We start from the raw sequence: 19285 nt of genomic DNA, 5'->3' as shown, positions 1-19285 counted from the left end.
CACTCCGCCACGGCACCACGCACATGACCAGTCTCGCCGCCCACCTGCTCAATCCGGTCCTGCGCTTCGAGGTCAAGCGAAAGCTCGCCCGGGCCAATACCCCCGAAACCCTCCGCCGGGCGTTCCGCTCGCCCATGCCCATCCCCCGAGGGGTGCGATATACCTCGTCGATCATGGGCGGTGTCCCCGGCGAATGGGTCGAGCCCGCCTTAGGCGCCCCGCCGGCCATGACCGTTCTCTATCTGCATGGCGGTGGATATGTCGTCTGCTCCGCCGAGTCGCACCGCCCCATCACCGGCGGCCTGGCCACAAGGGGCCTGCGGATCTTCGCCGCCGATTACCGGCTCGCTCCGGCGCATCCGTTTCCCGCCGCCGTCGATGATGCCGAAGCTGCCTGGTCGGGCCTGATCCGGCAGGGGCACGATCCCGCATCCCTCGCCATCGCCGGCGACAGCGCCGGGGGCGGTCTCGCCCTCGCCCTCGCGCTGCGGATCCGTGAGGCGGCGACGCCGATGCCGGCACGGCTGCTGCTCTTCTCCCCATGGACCGACCTTGCCGCGACCGGCGCCAGCATCGTCGAGAATGCCCGGCGCGATCCGATGATCAAGGCCAGCCGGCTGGCCGATGGCGCCCGGCCCTATCTCGCCGGGGCGGACCCGCGCAACCCGCTTGCCTCTCCGCTCTATGCCGATCTAGCCGGCCTGCCGCCGATGCTCATCCATGTCGGCGCGCGCGAGGTGCTGCGCGATGATTCCGTGCGCCTGCACGAAAAGGCGCTGCACCAGGGCGTCGCCAGCCTGCTCCGGGTCTGGCCGGTGGTGCCGCATGTCTGGCCGATGTTCCACGCCATCCTGCCCGAGGGCCGCGCCGCCCTCGACGAAAGCGCCGCCTTCATCCGTGGTGCCGCAGCCGCGCCCGGCGCAGCTCGTTGACCGTGAAGTAGGCGAGGGCGATCAGCGGCAGCGCTGCGCCGACAAGCGCGACGAGCTGCCAGCCGCCGCGGATCAGCAGGGTGCTGGCGACCGCCGAGCCGGCGGCGCCGCCGAGGAAGAAGGCGGTCATGTAGGCGCCATTGAGCCGGGCCCGCCGCTCGGGGGCGAGGGCGTAGATCGCCCGCTGGCCGAACAGGTTGTTGGCCTGCACCCCGAAATCGAGCAGCACGCCGGCACCGGCCAGCAGCACCACGCTGTGGATGGACGCGCCATAACCCGAGATCAGGAAGGACAGGGCGATCAGCCCGAGTGCCGTCGCGGTGCCGGCCCGGCCATACCCGGCATCGGCCAGCCGCCCGGCGATCGGTGCGGCGGCGGCGCCGGCGGCGCCGACCAGCGCGAAGATGGCAACGCCGAGCTGCGTATAATGGAATTCATGCAGCAGCAGCAGCGGCGCCGCCGTCCAGTACAGGGTGAAGGCGGCGAAGGCGCAGGTCTGATAGGCGGCGCGGCGGCGCAGCGTCGGCTCGGTGCGGTAGAGGCCGAGCATCGAGACGATCAGCTCGCCATAATGATGATCGAGCTTCGGCGTCACGCGCGGAAGTTTCAGCCGCAGCAGGACCGTGAGCGCGGCGATCCCGGCCGCCGAGAGCCCGAACACCGCCCGCCAGCCGGCGAGCCAGGCGACGAAGCTCGCCATCGGCCGGGCGAGCAGGATGCCGAGCAGCAGCCCGGCCATCACATTGCCCACCACCCGGCCGCGGATCGCATCCGGGGTGAGGGAGGCGATCATCGGCACCATGATCTGCACCGCCGCCGAGCTGACGCCGATCAGCAGCGCGGCGGCGAGGAAGCTCGCGCCGTTCCAGGCGAAGGCGGCGAGGGCGAGGGCGAGAGCGGAGGCGCCGACCATCCGCGCGATCAGCTTGCGGTTCTCCAGCAGATCGCCCAGCGGCACCAGCAGCAGCAGGCCGGCGGCATAGCCAAGCTGCGTCAGCGTCACCAGCAGACTCGCGACCGCGGGCGGCAGGCCGATATCCGGCGCGATCGTGCCGACCAGAGGCTGCACGTAATAGATGTTGGCCACCACCGCGCCGGTGGCGACGGCAAAGAGCGTGGTCAGGGCGACGGAAGGCGCGGCGCGGCCGGTTTCGGCCGCGGCCGGTGGGGCCGTGATGCTGTTCGACATGGCAGCGATATGTCCCGCGCGGAGGCGACTTCAAGCGGCGGGGCGGTCGAACCGCACCCGTGCCGGTGGAAAACGGCTCAGAACAGGTCGAGGACCCGGCCGAGCAGGCCTTTCGAGGCGCCGGCAGGGGCGGCTGCCGGGGTGGCACCCTTCGTCGCCGGTTCGCCGAGGGCGGCGTTTTCCTGCAAGCGCTTCTGTTCGGACTGCGCGTTGACCACCTGGTTGCCGCCCTGGGTCTTGCCGCCGAAGGACATCAGCGAGTCGACGAAGCCGGTGCCGCGGCTTTCCTGTTCGGCCTGCTGATTGATGGTCGCGCGGATATGGGCGGGCGGGGTCGGGCCGGCCTGTTGCAGCAGCGCCTGCTGCGCCGGGCCGAGGCTGGTGCTGCCCGCTTGCAGGGCGGATTGCGGGGCGAGGAGGCTTTGCGCCTCGCCGGCGGCGGAGACCTGCTGCGGCCGTGGCGCGCCGGGCACCGGCGGCGGCAGGGTTTGCAGATCCGGCGGCACGCTCAGCGGCGCCTCGGTGCCGACCGCGAACGCGTCCGGCGGGGTGAGTTCGAGCCCGAACGTCTTGGCGGGATGGCTGCAGCCGGCCAGCAGCAGCGGGCCGAGCAGCAGGAGCGGAAGGGTCGCGCGCGATGAACGGGTCATGGCGTTTCCTTATCCTCGCGCGCCGGAGGCGGCAAGTGACCGGCGCGGTCGTGGCTGAACAGGCTTTCGAGGATCAGCGCGGCGACGCCGCCATCGATGGCGGCATCGGCGAGGTTGAAGACATACCAATGCAGGGCGCCGACATGGACATCGACGAAATCGACCACGGCGCCATAGCCGATTCGCGAGATGACGTTGCCGGCGGCGCCGCCGATGATCGCCCCGAGGCCGAGGGTCGCGAGCAGCGACGGGGTCCGCCAGAGCCAGACCGAGAGCCCGGCGATCGCCACGATCGCGACGGCGATGAGCAGCAGCCGTGCATCGTCGCCGGCGAGGATGCCGAAGGTGACGCCGTGGTTCCAGACCATGGTGAAGTTGAGCATCGGCAGGATCGCGACGCTGCCGCGCCGCGGCAGGTCGAGCCCGTAGAGCACCCACGCTTTCGAGACCTGGTCGATCGCCAGCACGACCAGCGCCATCAGCGCGCCAAACGCGCGGCGGCTTGCGTTACCCTGGGCGGGTGCGCCGGGAGGTGCCGTTCCAGTCATTCGACATACGAGCAGCAGCGGCGGCACAGGCCGGGATGCGCGGGGCTGGTTCCAACCTCGGGCAGCACCTTCCAGCAGCGCTCGCATTTCGTGCCCGGGGCGATTTCGACCACTGGCTCGGCCCGCAGCGGGGCGCTGGCGCCAGCGCCTTCCGGCGCGGCGGCGATTTCGGTTGAAGCCGCCGAGGTGATCATGATTTCCGCCCAGTCCGCCGCGCGCAGGGCTTCCGGCGCGTCGACCGCGAAGGTCAGGACGATCCCGGCCTGGAGCGAGGCGGCGATGTCGCCGTTGCGGCGGGCGTCCTCGATCCGCGCGTTGGCGATGCGGCGCACCGCGCGGATCTCGGTCCAGGCCTCGTCCAGCGCGTCGTCGCGCCAGGCGGCGGGAAGCTCGGGGAACTGCGCGAGATGCACGCAGGCCTCCTCGCCATGGCGGGCGCGCCAGGCCTCGTCGGCGGTGAAGGGCAGGACGGGCGCGAGCCATGTGGCGAGGCAGCGGAACAGGATGTCGAGCACGGTACGGCAGGCGCGCCGGGTTTCGCCCTGCGCCAGCATCCGGCCCTCGGCATCGAGCCGGACGTCGCAATAGAGCGCGTCCTTGCGGATGTCGAAATAGAAGGCCGAGAGATCGTTGTTGCAGAACTGGTGGATCGCCGGATAGACGCCGGTCCAGTCATGCGTCTCGACCGCGCGGCGCAGCATCGCATCGAGCCGGGCGAGGCGGTGCAGCACGTAGCGTTCGAGATCGGGCATGTCGGCGACCGGCATCGCCTCGGCCTCGGTGAAGCCGTCGAGCCCGCCAAGGACCCAGCGCAGCGTGTTGCGGATGCGGCGGTAGAGATCGGCCTGCTGCTTGAGGATGTCCTTGCCGATGCGCAGGTCGTTGTGGATGTCGGAATTCATCACCCAGAGGCGCAGGATGTCGGCGCCGTACTGGTCGATCACCTGCTGCGGCGCGGTGACGTTGCCGAGCGACTTCGACATCTTGCGGCCTTGCTCGTCGAGCACGAAGCCGTCGGTGACGATCGCCTTGAAGGGGGCGGTGCCGCGGGTGCCAACCGCCTCCAGCAGCGAGGCCTGGAACCAGCCGCGATGCTGGTCGGAGCCTTCGAGATAGAGATCCGCCGGCCAGGGCATGCCGCGCGCCTCCAGCACGAAGGCGTGGGTCGAGCCGCTCTCGAACCAGACATCGACGATGTCGAAGACCTGCTCGAACTCGGCGGGGTCGTGGTCCGGGCCGAGGAAGTCGGCCGCCGGGCGGGCATACCACGCATCCGCCCCCTCGGCCTCGAACAGGGCGCGGGTGCGGGCGAAGACCGCCGGATCGGTCAGGATCGACTTGTCATCCTGCCGGACGAAGATCGCGATCGGCACGCCCCAGGCGCGCTGGCGGGAGATGCACCAGTCGGGCCGCGCCTCGACCATCGAGCGGATGCGGTTGCGCCCCTGGTCGGGCACGAAGGCGGTGCGGTCGAGCGCTTCGAGCGCATGGGCGCGGATCGCCTCCTCGCCGTCCATCCGGATGAACCAGTTGGGGCGGGCGAGATAGATCAGCGGCGCCTTGGACCGCCAGGAATGCGGGTAGGAGTGGAGGAACTCCTCGCGCCGGAGCAGCGCGCCGGCTTCGGTGAGCGCCGCGCAAACCGGATCGGCGGCCTTGTAGACATGCAGGCCGGCGAAGAGCGGCACGTCGGCGGCGTAGGTGCCGTCGTCGTTCACGGTTTCCGGCACCGCGATGCCGTGGGCGCGGCAGAGGAAGAAATCGTCCTCGCCATGCGCGGGCGCCATGTGGACGAAGCCGGTGCCGGCCTCGGTGGTGACGAAATCGCCGAGCAGGAGCGGGACATCGTAGTCATACCCCCGGCCGCGGAGCGGATGGGCGCAGACGAGGGCGCCGAGATCCTTGCCGCGCAGCGTCTGCTCGATTTCGTGCGCGGTGATGCCGGTTTCGGCGGCGAAGGCATCGAGCAGCTCGGCGGCGACCACGAGGCGCTCGCCCGTGCGGGCGAGGCTGTGCTCGGTGGTGTCGGCGATGCGGATCACGACATAGTCGAACTCCGGCCCGGCGGCGAGGGCGCGATTGCCGGGGATGGTCCAGGGGGTCGTGGTCCAGATCACGATCGCGGCGCCGTCGAGATCGCCCTCGATCACCGGGAAGCGGACCCAGATCGCGGTGTCCCGCCGGTCCTGATACTCGACCTCGGCCTCGGCCAGGGCGGTCTTCTCGACGGGGCTCCACATCACCGGCCGCAGCCCGCGATAGAGCGCGCCGGAGGCGGCGAATTTGTGGATTTCGGCGGCGATGGCCGCTTCGGAGGCGAAATCCATCGTGGCGTAGCGGTTCGCCCAGTCGCCCTCGACGCCGAGGCGCTTGAATTCCTCGGCCTGCACGTCGAGCCAGTGCTGGGCATAGTCGCGGCATTCGCGGCGGAATTCGAGAACCGGCACCTCGTCCTTGTTGCGGCCGGCCTTGCGGTAGCCTTCCTCGACCTTCCACTCGATCGGCAGGCCGTGGCAGTCCCAGCCGGGGACGTAGTTGGCGTCGAACCCGGCCATCTGGCGGGCGCGGTTGATCAGGTCCTTGTGGATCTTGTTCAGCGCGTGGCCGATATGCAGGTTGCCGTTCGCATAGGGCGGGCCGTCATGCAGGATGAAGGGCGGGCGGCCGGCGGCATCGGCGCGGAGCTTGCCGAACAGGCCAGACGCGGCCCAGCGGGCCAGCGCCTCGGGCTCGCGCTTCGGCAGGTCCCCGCGCATCGGAAATCCGGTTCGGGGCAGGAAGACGGTGGCGCGGTAGTCACGCGGGCTGGACGGCAGGTCGTTCATCGAAAAGGCTCCGGCGGAGGAAAGGACAGGCGGGCGATCCCGGCCCTATTGCAGGGCCGGGCGGCGAATTCGCGGGATGAGGCAGGCGGCGCGCCGTGCGGATGTCATGGCGTGAGGTTATGCGAGCCGCCACCCCGAACGGTCAAGCGCGGAATGTTGAACGGATTTTCGCGCCCCGCTGCATCCGGATGGGGATGGCAGGGCGAATTCAGGGCATATTTCTGCCTCCACACCGGAATTAGAACCGCCATGCCGAATGCCGCCCCGCCCGCTGATGCCCGATCCCGCCCGAAACGCCAGGCGCGCATTTTCGGCGCGCCCTGGCGCACGCCGGCGGGGCGGTTTTCCTGGCTGAAGACGATCGCGCTCGGGCTATGTATCGCCCCGGCGGGCTACATGCTGTGGGAGCGGCAGGCGGGGGCGCTCGGCGGCCGGCCGACGCATGAGCTGATGCTGCAGACCGGCTTCTGGGCGATCCGCTTCCTGCTGCTCGGCCTTGCCATCACCCCGGCGCGAGCGGTGTTGGACTGGATGCGGGTGGCGATGCTGCGGCGGATGCTGGGCCTCGCGGCGGCGGTCTACACGTTCGCGCATGTGTTTCTGTATGCGGCGGATGAGGGATATGCCATCGGGTTCGTTTTGAATCAGATGTTTACGGTGTTTTACCTCATCCTCGGTACCATCGCGACGATCGGGTTGCTGGCGCTGGCCGCGACCTCGACCGACGCGGCGATGGCGCGGCTTGGGCGGCGGTGGAAGTCGCTGCACCGGCTGGTCTATCCGATCGCGGCCCTCTCGATCTGGCACTTTTTCCTGACCCAGAAGATCGACGTTTCGGCGGCGATGGTGCCGTTCGGGCTGTTCGTCTGGCTGATGCTCTGGCGCCTCGCGCCGCCGGGCTTCCGGCGCTCGCTGGCCGGTATTTTCACCCTCGCCCTCGGGGCGGTGGCGATCACCGCGGGCGGTGAGGCCGGTTGGTATGCGCTGAATTCCGGCATCGACCCGTGGCGCGTGCTCGACGCCAATCTCTCGACCGCGCGAATCAGCCCGGCGGCCTTCGTTGCCGCCGATCTCGCGTTGTTCGCCTTGCTGGTGGCCGCGCGGCGGTTGCAGCGCCAGGCGGCCTCGGGCTGAACCGTCACATCGGCGCCATACCCGACTCGGCCGGTCCCTGCTAGCAAGGGAACATGGCACGCTCCGCGCCCCGCCCGCTCGCGCGACTCTTGTCGATCGCGCCCGTTCTTGCTGCCGGCCTGGCGCTGGCCTTGGCTGTGCTCGCGTTGGCGGGCGCGGTCTTGCTGCCGGGCAAGCTGGCGTTCGCGCTGCCGGCGCTTGGCCCGGCGGGCGGGCTGGCGTTGGCGATCGATCCGGGCCGGGCGGAGCTGATCTTCGCCGTGCTGGCGGGCGGGTCTGCCGGTCTGCTGGCCGCGCCGGGCTTGGGCGTTTCCGGCGTGCTGGTGCTCGCCGGCCTTGTCGCCATTCTCGCGAACAATCTCTACACGCTTGTTTTTGCGGCATTGATCGTCGGGTTTCTGAGCCTTCGGGACCGTGTGGCGGCACCTGCCGCGCTGGCGGTGTTGCCGGCCACGCTGCTGGCTCTGGCGGCGGCGGCCGGGCTGCCGGGCGCGACGCTCGCGGCCGGGGCGGTGCTGTGTCCCGCCGGGTATCTCCTCGCCGCGCTTGGCGGGGATCTGCTGCGCTTCGCCCAAGGGACGGCGCTCGGCCTTGCCGGGCTCGCACTGGTTGCGGCCGGGCTGGGCGATGCCGGGGCGGGGCGGCTCGCGCTCGAGACCGGCGCGCTGGTGGCGCCGGTGCTGATGCTCGCGGCATCGCGGATCGAGGACGTCACGGGGTCGCGGGCGCCGGACTGGCTCGGCGGGCTGGCGCGCGGGATGCCGGGTTTCGCGCTGTGCTTCGGCGGCGCCGTGTTCTGGGCGAGCCTGTTGCCGCCGGGGCCGGGCTTCGTCGCGTTTCAGGGCATATTCGACGCGGCGCTCCGCGCGGGATGGCCGGGCGCGCTGGCGGCAACCGGGCTGGCCTGCGGGTTCGCGCTGGCCGGGTTCGGGGCGGCGGGCCAGTTCGCTCTGGTCTGCCTCGGCCGGCCGCGTAGCCTGCGCGCCGCCGCGGCCGAGGATCTGCCGCGCCGGGATCTCGTCGCGCTCGGCCTGCCGGTTGCCGCCGCCGCCGGGCTCGCCCTTGTCACCGCGCCGGTTCTGCTGCTGGTCCCGCTCGGCCTGCTGCTGGGGCTGTGGCGCTGGAGCCTGCGCGCCGGGCCGATCGAGGCGCCGCCCTTCGAGGACGGGTTTGCCCGGCCGCCCGCCTGGCTGCCCTTCGGCGACCCGGTGACGCAGATCAACGCCACGGGATATGCCGCGCCGCTGCACGGGCCGGTGGCATGGCTTGCCCGGCGGCTTGCCCGTCGGCTCGGCGGGGCGCGCATCGCAGGGAGGTGGTCGTGACCCTCGCCGTGCTCGCCGGCCGGACGGTGGCCACCTTGCTGAGCGTGGCGCTGCTCGGCGCGGCGGCGGTGCTGCTCGAATGCGTTCGTGCCCGGCTGGCCGGGGCGGTGGCGGGAGAGGCCGGCATGCCGTTCGCGCAGCCGGTGCGGGATCTGCGCCGCCTCGGGCGCAAGCGCCGCATCCGCCCGGTCTTCGCCTCGCCGCTGCATGGGATATGGCCGCTGGCCGCGCTGGCGGTGACGGTCACGCTGCTTGCCGTCATGCCCGGCTTCGCGGCGGGGCAGCTCACCGCCGGGCTTGCCGGCCCGGCGCTGTTCGTCGGGTTGCTCGCGCTCGGGCGGGCGATACGGGTGATGGCGGAGATCGATCCCGGCATGGCCGGTCCTGGACTTGCCGCGATCCGCCTTGCCGCATCCGGTCTCGCGGCCGACCTCGCCTGGCTGCTCGGCTTCGCCGCCCTTGCCGTGCTGCCCCGCGCGGCGACGCCGCAAGCCGCCGTCGCGGCGCTCGGGGTGCTGCTGGCCTGGCCCGATGCAGCACCGGTGCCGGGCGATTATGCCGGGCCCGACCGCGCGGTATTTCTGGCGGAGACGATGCTGCGCCGGGTTGCCGGGCTGGCGCTGCTGGTCGCACTCCTCGCCCCTGCCGGCCTTGCGCGGGCCACGGCGCCGCTGGGCTGGCCGGAGGGGATCGCGGTCTATGCCGCGAAGCTCGCGATCGCGGCGGCGGCGCTGGGGTGGTGCGGCTGGTGCTGCCGGGCGGCGCACCGCGCGCCGGCGCGGCCCTGGCGCTTGTGTCGCTCGTCCTTGCCCTGCTGGGCGGGGTGACGGTGGACCGGCTCGGTCTGGTTGCCGGGCTGCTCGGCATGGGCGGTGGCCTCGCGCTGCTCTGGCGGCGCTGGCCGGCGGAAGAGGCGCTGGCGCTGCTCCAGGGAGGGGCTGCGATGGTCGGGTTCGGGCTCGGCGATATCCGGGGCGGGGGATGGTTCTTGCGGGGGTGGCGCTCGGCCGCATCGCCGTCGCCCTGGCGGGCACGGGCGGGCTGCGGCGCTGGGCGATCGTGGCGCTGGCCGGGCTGCCGCCCTTCGGGTTGTTCGCCGGCGATTTCCGCATCGTCGGCGCGGCCGCGACGGTCTCGCCGCTGCTGGCGGGGGGGCTCGTCGCGCTGATCGGGGCGGGTGCCGCGCGGGGGCTGACGCTGCCGGGCGGAAGCGGCGCCGGCGAGGTGGCGGGGCGCAAGCCGGCCGTGCTGTTGCTTCTTCTCCTGACCGTGCTGCTTGGGCGGCGCCGGTCGCGGGGCTGCGATGAACGACGCCGAGATCGCCGCGCTGCTCGCGGGTGCGCCGGTCGAGCCGTGCGGCGGGGCGGCGCTGCATCTGCTGACCGCGGCGGACTGGCTGCGGTTGGCCCGGCTGGTGGACCCGGCTGATTTCGCCGGGCTGTTCGTGGCCGATGGCCGTGCCCATGCGCTGTATTTTCGCGCGGCGCCGCTGCTGGTGGCGGTCACGCTGGAAGGCGGCGCATACCCTGCGCTCTCGCCGGTGATCCCCGATGCCGGCTGGTACGAGCGGCTGGCCGTGGACCGCGAGGGTGCGGTCGCGACGGGGGCGGCTGACACCCGGCCGGCCATTCGCCACGGTGAGGGCGATTCCGCCTGGCCGCGCTTCGACGCGCCGGCCGGCGAAGGGGCGTTTCAGGTCGGGCAGGGGCCGGTCGCCGGGCTGATCGCCCGGCCGGTTCATCGCCGTTTCACCATCGAGGCGGGGCGGATTGTCCGGCTCGAACACCGCCACGGCTATGCCTGTCGCGACATCGCGTCGCTGCTGCACGGCAAGTCGCCGCGGGCGGCGGCGCGGTTCGCGGCGCGGCTGGTCGGCGATGCGGTGGTGGCGCACGCGCTCGCCTTCGCCCGCGCCGCCGAGGCGGCCGGCGGGTGCGATGTTCCGCCCCGTGCGGCGGCGCTGCGGGCGGCGATGCTGGATATCGAGCGGGTGACGGCGCATCTTCTGGCGCTGGCGGCAGCACTCGATGCGGCGGGCAGACCCGGGCTTGCGACCAGTCTCGGTCGCGCGCGGGACGATATCGCCGCCGCCGTCGCGGTGCTGTTCGGCCATCGGCTGATGATGGACGCGGTGACGCCCGGAGGGCTGGAGGTGGACGCCCGGCCGGAGGCGCTGCCGGCGCTCGCCGCGGCGCTGGCCGAGGCTGCGGCGTCGGTCCGGCGCGTAGGGGAATTTCGCGTCCGCCGGGCGCTGGGGCCGGCGGCGGCGCTGGCGCGGGACAGGGCGCGGGCGGTGCTGGCGCGCGGGGCCGCGATCGTGCCCGCGATCGAGGCGGCGCCGCCGGGCGAGATCGTGGCGGCGCTGCCGCCGGTCAGCGCCGCCGGGCTCGGTTCGGCGGGCTCGTCGCGGGGGATGGTGCATCACTGGGTGAAGCTGCATGACGGGCAGATCGCCGCCGCGGCGCTGATGGACCCCGCGCCTCGGCTGGCTGGCCGCCTGGAGGTTGCGGCCGCCGGGCTGGACATCGAGGGGTTCGGCGTGCTCGAGGCCTGCTACGCGGTGCCGCCGGGGGCGATCGATGGATGACGCGGACGATCCGGTCCGGGTGCTCAGCACTCGGCTTGCGGCGACTGGTCAGGCGCTGCTCGGGCGGAGCCTCGCGGTGCGGCATGTCGATGCCGGCAGTTGCGGCGGCTGCGAGATCGAGATCGGCGCCTGCCGACGGTTGCGGGGCGGCATGGCGGCGCAAGGTATCGCGCTCGTGGACGACATCCGCGCCGCCGATATCCTGCTGGTGACCGGGGTGGCGACGCGCAACCTCGCGGAGGCGGTGCGCAAGAGCCTTGCCGGGATGGCGCCGCCGCGTTTCGTCGTCGCGGCCGGGGACTGCGCGCTGGATGGCGGCGTGTTCAAGGGCGCGCCGCCGGTTCTGGGCGGGGTGCAGGCGGTGATCCCGGTCGATCTGCTGATCGCCGGCTGCCCGCCCTCGCCACGGCAGATCCTCGCGGGGCTGGTGGCGCTGCTGGAGGCGAATGCGCGCGAAGCGCGGGTGAGGCGCACCGAACCGCATGCCTGATTTCAGCCATGAGCGCGTCCTTGGCGGCGTGGTCGCGGGGGTGGACGAGGTCGGGCGCGGTCCGCTGGCCGGACCCGTGATGGCCGCCGCCGCGGTGCTGCCGCCGGACTTGCCGGCGCAGATTGCCGCGATGGTCGATGATTCCAAGCGTTTATCCGCGGCACGGCGGGAGGCGGCGCTGGCGGCGCTGATCGGCGCCGGCGCGGACATTGCGGTGGCGGCGGCGTCCGTCGCCGAGATCGAGGAAATGAACATCCTGCGGGCGAGCCTGCTGGCGATGCGCCGGGCGGTGGCGCGGTTGCGGGTTTGGCCCGACCGCGTGCTCGTCGATGGCAAGATCGGCCCCGACCTGCCGATACCCTGTCAGTGTCTGGTTGGGGGGACTCGCTGTCGCTGTCCATCGCGGCGGCGTCGATTGCCGCGAAAGTGGTGCGCGACAGGGCGATGGAGCGGCTGGCGCGGCGGTATCCGGGCTATGGCTGGGAGCGCAACGCGGGGTATGGCACGGCGAGCCATCGTGCGGCGATTGTCAGTCTCGGCGCCACCGCGCATCACCGGCGTGGGTTCGGCCCGCTACTGAGAAGCTAAATGATTGATTTTTCTAGTATCCACTTTCAATCTGAAATCCATCGGATTTCGGATTCAGGACACTAAAGCACTTTCTGATCCAGCCGGATCGGATGATGCTCTAAGTCACATGATCCAGCCGGCGGGGCTGGGCCTGGCGCGGCCCTGATCCGCGCCGGGCGAGACGGAATCCGTCAGGACTTCGCCGGTCAGGCGTAGCGGCGTTCGGGGTGGCGCAAATGCCACAGACGCTCATGAGCGGCGACGAGGCTCTCGATGCTTTTCCTGCGGTTGGCGTCCGGGTGGACGGAACGGCGGGTCAGCAGGCGTTCGAGAATGCCCAGGAGATCTTCCGCGATTTCGTAATCGTCCTGGTCGCAGGCATGGTGGAATGCGATCAGGATCTTGTCCGAGAGGCGGCGGCTGTAGCGGGTTGTCGACCGCTCGGCCTTGCCGGTGTCTTCGACGGCGGGGGTCTGGTGGTCGTTGTCGGTCAGGGACATGCTCGAATTCCTGTTATTTCTGAGACCATATTACCAAATAGTAATCGAAATACCATACTTTTTAATGAACGAATTTCATTCGAATTAAAATTTCATATTTCGCTCTCCTGAGCAAATTTATTCTTGAGATGAACTGGATCATATTTTAGACAATTTTAACATCAAAAACGTTTCCATATTGTTAAAAGCGGCACAGATTGTGGGCGGCTGTGTGTAATTGCTCGGATGAGTCTACGCGGCGCCAAAGCTGTGGGAAAGCCGCAAGCCGGATAAAAAGGCGAGTCGCACCGGGTGGAAGGCAAAGTTCGCCATGGCCTGACGACCAGATCGTCTGATCGCCTGCGGCCTTGGGGTGAAAGCCGCTTGCCGCGCTGGCGGCGATGTCGAGACCGAGGGTCTCGGTTCTCAATTCCGCGAGCGCGACGCCGAGTTCCCGCCGGTCTTCGGAGGCGGGATCGATCCAGGCGGGCACGAAGCGGGGCGAGTGCAGGAAGGCCCTGCCGCCATGGCCGTGCGGCAGCGCGATCCATTTGTCGGGCGTGATCGGCATGACTGTGCCGCCGGCCCAGAGGGCCGCATCGTGATGTGTCTCGACCGCAAAGCCGAGCGCGAGGGCGCGGGCATGCAGGGTTTCGCGGATTGCGCGCAGGCGGGCGCCGCCGGTGCAGAGCGGCGCGCAGGCGTCGTGATCCCAGCTCAGATCGCGCACGGCACAGGTTTCGGCGCTGGCAAAGCCCGCCCGGTTGCCGGTGTCGAGATAGCTTTCGCAGGGCGCGCCTTCGGCCAGCAACAGATCGTGCCGGGCGAGTTCGACGTGGTGATAGGAGATTGCGAGGCAGGCCTCGTCCCGGCGGATGGTGGCTCCGTTGACGAGAAGCCGCGCCGGCACCAGCACGCCGTCCAGCAGCAGGGCGTGGTCGGGTGACAGGCGCAGGCGGCGCGCCGGCAGCCCGGGCGCGAGCGACCCGGCGGCGAGGCTGATGGGCTGCACCTGCTCGGGCGCGGGATGCGCCGTCAGATCGAGCACGCGCGATCCGGTCCAGATGACGGGAACGGTCTGGCCTGCGGCGGTAACCACCCGGTCGCCGGCCATGAGGGTTTCAACCGGGCGCGGGCCGTTCGGCGTGAGGATCATCGTGCCGCGCGCATAGCAGTTCGGGTTCGGGCCGGCGGTGTGCGTGGCGATGGAGGCGGTGAGGCTGAGCCCGCCCGGGCCGGTGGTGGCGAAGAGCGGCGCGGCATTGGCGCTGGTGAAGCTGCCATCGACATGGCCCCGCGCGTCGAGCAGGCTGACGGTGGCGCCGCTTTGGCGGATCGAGCCGCCGACCAGCGATGGCAGCAGGATGGCGTCGCCGCCGGACAGGCCGCCGATGGTCACGTTGGCACCGAGACAGGGGTCGGCGAGGGTGAGGGTTGCGCTGCCCGGGCCGAACTGGAAAGTCTGGCTGGCGACCGCATCCGCGAGGCGCACCGAACTGCCATCGTCGAGCGCGATCGTGCCGCCGCCTGACAGCGCGCCGCCATCGATGATGAGCGTGCCGCCGGCGAGGCTGACGGCGCCTTCATTGTCGAACGCCGTGCTGCCGACCGACAGCGTGGCGCCGGCGCCGACCGCGATGGTTCCGGTATTGTCGAATTGCGGTGCGGCCGCGCCGGGCAGGCCGGTAAGCGCGCCGATATCGACCACCACATCGGCCGACGCGCCGCCTTCGAGCGTGATCGTCCCCGCGGTCATGATCTGGTCGGATGCAAAGAGTGCGGCCGTGCCGGCGATGTCGAGCCGCGAGTCGGTGCCGAGGGCGACGGCGCCGCCATTGCCGGTGAGGCCGGCGGCGCTTTGCCGGCCGTCGAGCCGGAGCGCGCCCGCGATCGTCACACCCGGATCGACCAGAGCCACGCTGCCATCGATCTCCGCCGCGCCGGCCGGGCCGGGGACGGCGCCGTTACTCCAGTTCCATGCGGCACTCCAGTCGGCGACGGCGCCGGCAGGGGGCTGGAAAGTATCTGTCGTCAAATCGCCCGTCATCAAATGTCTCCAACGGCCGGGCCTCGCACGTCATGTGCCGGTGACCGTGAAGAGGGCGGTGTTTTGCGCCCGAAACTGTCGCCGGGTTAGCAGGGCTCCGTGGAGGGTTCAAACAAATTCTTCACCAATTTCTAAAAAAATACTGAAAAATGAGTATTTTTAAGGATTTTTCTACTTGAGGTTTCAGTCGGCGCCCTGCCGGGCCATGCGCTGTTCCAGCCGGAAGGCAGCGGCGGGATAGACGCCGAGGATCCGGATTTCGCGGGAGAAGAAATCGAGTTCCTCAAGGGCGAGGCGGACGTTGCGCTGTTCGGGGTGGCCGTCGATCTCGCAGAGGAACTGGGTGGCGGCGAACTGGCCGCCGACCATGTAGCTCTCCAGCCGCGTCATGTTCACCGAGTTGGTGGCGAAGCCGCCGAGCGCCTTGTAGAGCGCAGCCGGCACGTTGCGCACGCGGAAGACGAAGCTGGTGATCAGGTCCGGCGTTTCGACCGGCGGCAGGCGCGGGGTGCGGGCCATCATGTAGAAACGGGTGGTGTTGTGCGCGGCATCCTCGACGTTGCGGCGGAGAATGTCGAGCCCGTAGATATCGGCGGCGAGAGACGAGGCGATCGCGGCGCGGGAAAGGTCGTTCCAGCGGGCGACGAGTTCGGCCGAGCCGGCGGTGTCGGCCTCGACAACCGCCTGCGCGCCGAGTTCGCGGACCAGGGCGCGCACCTGGCCGAGGGCGACGGCGTGGGAATGCACCTGGCGAATGGCGTCGATCACGGCGCCGCGCGGGGCCAGCAGGCAGTGCTCCACGCGCTGGAAGTGCTCGCCGATGATCGAAAGCCCGGAGTCGGGCAGCAGGGCATGCATGTCCGGCACTCTTCCGGCGAGCGAGTTCTCGGTCGGCAGCATGGCGTATTCCGCCTCGCCGGTGCGCACCGCCTCGATCGCCGCCTCGAAGGTCTGGCAGGGCAGGGTGGCCATGCCGGGGCAGGCGGTGCGGCAGGCGAGGTCGGAATAGGCGCCGGGCGCGCCCTGGAAGGCGATTCGGGATGTCATGCGGCAAGGTTCCTGCGGGCGCGGTCGAGGTCTTCAGGGGTATCGACCCCGAAGGGAGCCCGGTCAATCCGCGCCGCGCCGATCCGCAGGCCGAGTTCGAGAGCGCGAAGCTGTTCGAGTTTCTCCCGCAACTCGAGCGGCGAGGGCGGGGCGGCGACGAAACGCTCGAGTGCCGCGCGGCGATAGGCGTAGACGCCGACATGGTGCCAGAGCGGCCCCGGGCCGGAGGGGATCGGGTGGCGCGAGAAATAGAGCGCGGGGGCGGTGGCGGCGTCGCCAAAGCCGCAGGCGGCCTTGACCACCGAGGGGGCGGCGGCTTCCTTCGCGGTGGTGACCGGGGCGACCAGGGTGGCGATGTCGAATCCGGGATCGTCGAGCACCGCGACGAGGTCGCGCAGCGCGCGCGGGGGGAAGCCGGGCAGGTCGCCCTGAAGATTCACCACGATGTCATGAACGCCCGCCGGATCGAGTGTGGCAAGCGCGGCATGGATACGGTCGGACCCGCTGGGCAGGTCAGGGTCGGTCAGCACCGCCGTGCCGCCGGCCGCGCGCACCGCGTCGGCGATCGCCGATTCGGCGCAGGCGACCGCAACCGGGCCGATCGCGGCGGCCTCGGCGCGGCGCAGGACGTGGACGATCATCGGCAGTCCGCCGATATCGGCAAGGGGTTTTCCGGGCAGCCGGGTCGAGCCCAGGCGGGCGGGAATCAGGACGATGGGAGCCGGAATATCTGCCTCCTTGAAGGATATGGGGCCAACACCATTGTTATCGCTTGTCGCACTTTCCTAAATCGCTATACATCCCTCCGTAAAGCTTTGGAGGGACCGCGCTTATGAGTGATCAGAACCACCCGTCTTCCGGACACGGCGGCAAGGGCCGCGACCCGCTGCTGCTGAACAAGATTGCCGGTGGCATTCTCTCGGCCGGGCTTCTGGTCTGGATCGCGATCCACGCCGCCGGGGTGATTACCGGCGAGAAGGACGTCAAAAAGCCGGTCATCAAGACCGCCGAAGCGCCCGTCGCGGCGCAGAGCAGCGGCATCCCCTCCATCGACGGGCTGATCGTCAAGGCCGATGTGAAGAAGGGCCAGGCCTTCGTGCAGCAGCAATGCGCGGCCTGCCACACACTCAACAAGGGCGGCGCGGCCGGCGTGGGGCCGAACCTCTACGGCGTGATGGGCGATCCGATGTTCAAGAAGGCGGGCTATACCTTCTCCGGCGCGGTGAAGAAGGTCGCCAACGGCGTCTGGACCTACCAGAAGATGAACGAGTGGCTGGACGATCCGCAGAAATTCGCGCCGGGCACCCGCATGGGCTACACCGGCATCAAGAATGATCATGTTCGCGCCGATGCGATCGCCTATCTGCGCACGCTGGCGGACAGCCCGATCCCGCTGCCCAAGCCGGGCGCCGGCGGCACCGCCGTGGCCTCGAAGGGGGCGGCGCCGGCGGGTCTTGAGTCCGGCGCGCCGGTGATCGCCACCCTTTACGCCAGTGCCGACGCGAGCAAGGGCCAGGCGTTCTTCCAGCAGCAATGCTCGGCCTGTCACTCGGTGAACAAGGGCGGGGCGAACGGCGTTGGGCCGAATCTTTACGGTGTCGTCGGCGCGCCGATGTTCGCCAAGGCCGGCTACACCTTCTCCGGCGCGGCCAAGCAGCATGCCGATGGAAAGTGGACCCCGCACGAGCTTGATGAATGGCTGTATGCGCCGATGAAGGCGGTTCCGGGCACGCACATGGCCTATCCGGGGATCAAGAACAACCAGACCCGGGCCGACGTGATCGCCTATCTCAACAAGCAGTCCGACCATCCGGTGAACCTCGCCGCCGCGTCGGGCCCCGCCGCGACGACCGCTTCTGCCGCGGGCGCCGCGCCGACAGGGCTCGATGCCAGCGCGCCGCCGGTGAAGACGCTGATGGCCAAGGCCGCGCCGGCCAAGGGCCAGGCGATGTTCCAGCAGCAATGCTCGGCCTGTCACTCGATCAACAAGGGGGGCGCCAACGGCGTCGGGCCGAACCTGTATGGCGTGCTGGGCTCCAAGATGTTCGCGACCGCCGGCTACAGCTTCTCCTCGGCCGCGAAGACGCACGCGACCGGCGACTGGACCGTGCATGAGCTGAACGAGTGGCTCTATGATCCGATGAAGGCGGTGCCGGGCACGCACATGGCCTATCCGGGCATCAAGAACAACGTCGCCCGCGCCAACATGATCGCCTATCTCAACCAGCAGTCCGACCATCCCGAAACCTTCAAATGAGGTTTGATCCGGTCGCCGTGGCCTCGGCCGCGGCGGACGCGGCGGGGGCGGTAATCCGCGCGCATTTCCGGGCGCGGATCGATGTCGACACCAAGGCGGATGCAAGTCCGGTGACGCTTGCGGATCGGGGCGCGGAAGCCGCGATCCGCCGTGTTCTGGACCAGCATTGCCCGGACCATGCCGTGATCGGCGAGGAAATGGGCGGGCGGGAAGGCGGGCGGTTCACCTGGGTGATCGACCCGATCGACGGCACGCGGGCCTTTATCACTGGCCGGCCGGTCTTCGCGACGCTGATCGCGCTGCTGGAACATGGGCGACCGATACTCGGGCTGATCGACCAGCCGGTGCTGGGCGAGCGGTGGCTTGCCCATGAGGGCGAGCTGCACTTTTCCGGCCCGCATGGCGGGGAACCCGGGACGCGGGCTGTGGCCTCGCTGGCCGAGGCGGAGCTTTCCTGCACCTCGCCCGACATGTTCACCGAGCCGCAATTCGGCCGGTTTCGCCGGCTTGCCGGCGCCTGCCGGCGGGTGAGCTATGGCGGCGATGCCTATGGTTACGGGTTGCTGGCGTTGGGGCAGATCGACGTCATCGCCGAGGCCGATCTCAAGCCGTGGGACTGGTCGGCGCTGGCCCCGGTGATCGAGGCGGCGGGCGGGGCGATGACCGACTGGCGGGGCGCGCCACTTACCCTGGAGAGCGACGGCACCGCGCTGGCGCTCGGCAATCCGGCCCTGCTCGGCGATGCCGTGGCGCTGCTCGGCGGATGATGCCGCCGATCGTCCATCTGACCGCCGGCGCGGATGATCTCGCGGACTGGCTGGCGTGTTCCGAGGCGCTGCACCGCGTGCTGCGGCCGCATCTTCCCGCCGATTACGAGGGCACGATGCGCCGGATTCTGGCCGGGGGAGCAGAAATGGCGCTGCTGCACGAGGCGGGCGCGCCGCGGGCGCTGGCGGTGTTCCGCGCCTTTCACGACACGGCGAACGGCTATAGGTTCTATATCGACGATCTCGTCACCGCCCCCGATCGCCGCAGCGCCGGGCATGGCGCCGCCCTGCTCGGCTGGTGCGAGGCGGAGGCGCGCCGGCGCGGCTGCACCCGGCTGACGCTCGAATCGGGCACCCATCGCGAGCGGGCGCACCGGTTCTATTTCCGCGAGGGCCTTGCCATCACCCTGTTCGGGTTCGCGAAAACACTCTGAGCGG

General features: G+C 70.3%; 18 protein-coding genes and 1 pseudogene. 11 read left to right on the top strand and 8 right to left on the bottom strand.

All coding sequences use genetic code 11. The features are described from left to right. The first annotated feature begins 23 nt into the window (after nt 1-23). Nucleotides 24-932: an alpha/beta hydrolase gene (locus ACIDOCELLA78_RS000000106400; RefSeq protein ID WP_201728881.1), complete on the top strand. Its 909-nt coding sequence runs from the start codon at nt 24-26 to the stop codon at nt 930-932. Here the strand turns inward: ACIDOCELLA78_RS000000106400 and ACIDOCELLA78_RS000000106395 are convergent. From ACIDOCELLA78_RS000000106395 to ileS, 4 genes are all read right to left on the bottom strand, one after another. Further along, entirely contained in the window at nt 892-2121 is a 1230-nt protein-coding gene (locus tag ACIDOCELLA78_RS000000106395) for an MFS transporter (RefSeq protein ID WP_201728880.1), read from the bottom strand. The two genes, ACIDOCELLA78_RS000000106400 and ACIDOCELLA78_RS000000106395, sit on opposite strands and share 41 nt — an antisense overlap. A gap of 77 nt (nt 2122-2198) precedes the next feature. Next, entirely contained in the window at nt 2199-2771 is a 573-nt protein-coding gene (locus ACIDOCELLA78_RS000000106390) for a DUF3035 domain-containing protein (protein WP_201728879.1), read from the bottom strand. Next, nucleotides 2768-3319 carry a signal peptidase II gene (lspA, locus tag ACIDOCELLA78_RS000000106385; RefSeq protein WP_201728878.1) on the bottom strand — a complete coding sequence of 184 codons (552 nt, stop codon included), beginning with the start codon at nt 3317-3319 and terminating at the stop codon, nt 2768-2770. The genes ACIDOCELLA78_RS000000106390 and lspA overlap by 4 nt, the downstream gene beginning before the upstream one ends. Then, the gene (gene ileS, locus ACIDOCELLA78_RS000000106380; RefSeq protein ID WP_201728877.1) at nt 3316-6144 is read right to left on the bottom strand and encodes an isoleucine--tRNA ligase; all 2829 of its coding nucleotides are present in this window, start codon (nt 6142-6144) and stop codon (nt 3316-3318) included. The genes lspA and ileS overlap by 4 nt, the downstream gene beginning before the upstream one ends. Before the next feature lie 249 nt (nt 6145-6393). Here ileS and ACIDOCELLA78_RS000000106375 point away from each other — a divergent pair, with 249 nt between their 5' ends. The 7 genes and pseudogenes from ACIDOCELLA78_RS000000106375 to ACIDOCELLA78_RS000000106345 all read left to right on the top strand — a co-directional run bounded on the left by ACIDOCELLA78_RS000000106375 (nt 6394) and on the right by ACIDOCELLA78_RS000000106345 (nt 12268). Then, the gene (locus ACIDOCELLA78_RS000000106375; RefSeq protein ID WP_201728876.1) at nt 6394-7278 is read left to right on the top strand and encodes a sulfite oxidase heme-binding subunit YedZ; all 885 of its coding nucleotides are present in this window, start codon (nt 6394-6396) and stop codon (nt 7276-7278) included. A gap of 53 nt (nt 7279-7331) precedes the next feature. Next, on the top strand, nt 7332-8603 hold the full coding sequence (locus tag ACIDOCELLA78_RS000000106370; RefSeq protein WP_249675949.1) for a hypothetical protein: 1272 nt from the start codon (nt 7332-7334) through the stop codon (nt 8601-8603). Continuing rightward, entirely contained in the window at nt 8600-9430 is an 831-nt protein-coding gene (locus tag ACIDOCELLA78_RS000000106365; RefSeq protein WP_249675946.1) for a hypothetical protein, read from the top strand. Before ACIDOCELLA78_RS000000106370 ends, ACIDOCELLA78_RS000000106365 begins: the two co-directional genes overlap by 4 nt. 154 nt (nt 9431-9584) lie before the next feature. Beyond that, nucleotides 9585-10031: a hypothetical protein gene (locus ACIDOCELLA78_RS000000106360; protein WP_249675926.1), complete on the top strand. Its 447-nt coding sequence runs from the start codon at nt 9585-9587 to the stop codon at nt 10029-10031. Beyond that, on the top strand, nt 9922-11190 hold the full coding sequence (locus tag ACIDOCELLA78_RS000000106355) for a Ni Fe-hydrogenase III large subunit (protein WP_249675979.1): 1269 nt from the start codon (nt 9922-9924) through the stop codon (nt 11188-11190). The genes ACIDOCELLA78_RS000000106360 and ACIDOCELLA78_RS000000106355 overlap by 110 nt, the downstream gene beginning before the upstream one ends. Beyond that, nucleotides 11183-11680, top strand: coding sequence for an NADH-quinone oxidoreductase subunit B family protein (locus ACIDOCELLA78_RS000000106350; RefSeq protein ID WP_201728874.1), 498 nt, complete (start codon nt 11183-11185; stop codon nt 11678-11680). Before ACIDOCELLA78_RS000000106355 ends, ACIDOCELLA78_RS000000106350 begins: the two co-directional genes overlap by 8 nt. Continuing rightward, a pseudogene (locus ACIDOCELLA78_RS000000106345) lies at nt 11673-12268 on the top strand (ribonuclease HII). The gene ACIDOCELLA78_RS000000106350 and the pseudogene ACIDOCELLA78_RS000000106345 overlap by 8 nt, the downstream one beginning before the upstream one ends. Before the next feature lie 188 nt (nt 12269-12456). Here the strand turns inward: ACIDOCELLA78_RS000000106345 and ACIDOCELLA78_RS000000106340 are convergent. From ACIDOCELLA78_RS000000106340 to ACIDOCELLA78_RS000000106325, 4 genes are all read right to left on the bottom strand, one after another. Beyond that, nucleotides 12457-12750, bottom strand: coding sequence for a hypothetical protein (locus tag ACIDOCELLA78_RS000000106340; protein WP_201728873.1), 294 nt, complete (start codon nt 12748-12750; stop codon nt 12457-12459). Nucleotides 12751-12931: 181 nt separating this feature from the next. Next, on the bottom strand, nt 12932-14776 hold the full coding sequence (locus ACIDOCELLA78_RS000000106335; protein ID WP_201728872.1) for a Hint domain-containing protein: 1845 nt from the start codon (nt 14774-14776) through the stop codon (nt 12932-12934). A gap of 183 nt (nt 14777-14959) precedes the next feature. After that, a complete protein-coding gene (locus ACIDOCELLA78_RS000000106330) occupies nt 14960-15823 on the bottom strand; it encodes a prephenate dehydratase (protein ID WP_201728871.1) in 864 nt (287 codons plus the stop codon). Continuing rightward, nucleotides 15820-16551 carry a 3-deoxy-manno-octulosonate cytidylyltransferase gene (locus tag ACIDOCELLA78_RS000000106325; protein WP_201728898.1) on the bottom strand — a complete coding sequence of 244 codons (732 nt, stop codon included), beginning with the start codon at nt 16549-16551 and terminating at the stop codon, nt 15820-15822. The genes ACIDOCELLA78_RS000000106330 and ACIDOCELLA78_RS000000106325 overlap by 4 nt, the downstream gene beginning before the upstream one ends. Before the next feature lie 104 nt (nt 16552-16655). On the opposite strand from ACIDOCELLA78_RS000000106325, the gene ACIDOCELLA78_RS000000106320 reads away from it, so the two are divergent. The 3 genes from ACIDOCELLA78_RS000000106320 to ACIDOCELLA78_RS000000106310 are packed head-to-tail and all read left to right on the top strand — an operon-like array spanning nt 16656 to nt 19281. Further along, a complete protein-coding gene (locus tag ACIDOCELLA78_RS000000106320) occupies nt 16656-18080 on the top strand; it encodes a cytochrome c family protein (protein WP_201728870.1) in 1425 nt (474 codons plus the stop codon). Further along, nucleotides 18077-18847 carry an inositol monophosphatase family protein gene (locus ACIDOCELLA78_RS000000106315; RefSeq protein WP_201728869.1) on the top strand — a complete coding sequence of 257 codons (771 nt, stop codon included), beginning with the start codon at nt 18077-18079 and terminating at the stop codon, nt 18845-18847. Before ACIDOCELLA78_RS000000106320 ends, ACIDOCELLA78_RS000000106315 begins: the two co-directional genes overlap by 4 nt. Next, nucleotides 18847-19281 (top strand): GNAT family N-acetyltransferase, encoded by a 435-nt coding sequence (locus ACIDOCELLA78_RS000000106310; RefSeq protein ID WP_249675922.1) that lies wholly within the window; start codon nt 18847-18849, stop codon nt 19279-19281. Before ACIDOCELLA78_RS000000106315 ends, ACIDOCELLA78_RS000000106310 begins: the two co-directional genes overlap by 1 nt. Nucleotides 19282-19285: the final 4 nt, after the last annotated feature.

Source organism: Acidocella sp. C78, assembly GCF_907164655.1.
The sequence above is the reverse complement of the archived record's forward strand: the minus strand, read 5'-3'. Positions and strand labels throughout refer to the sequence as shown.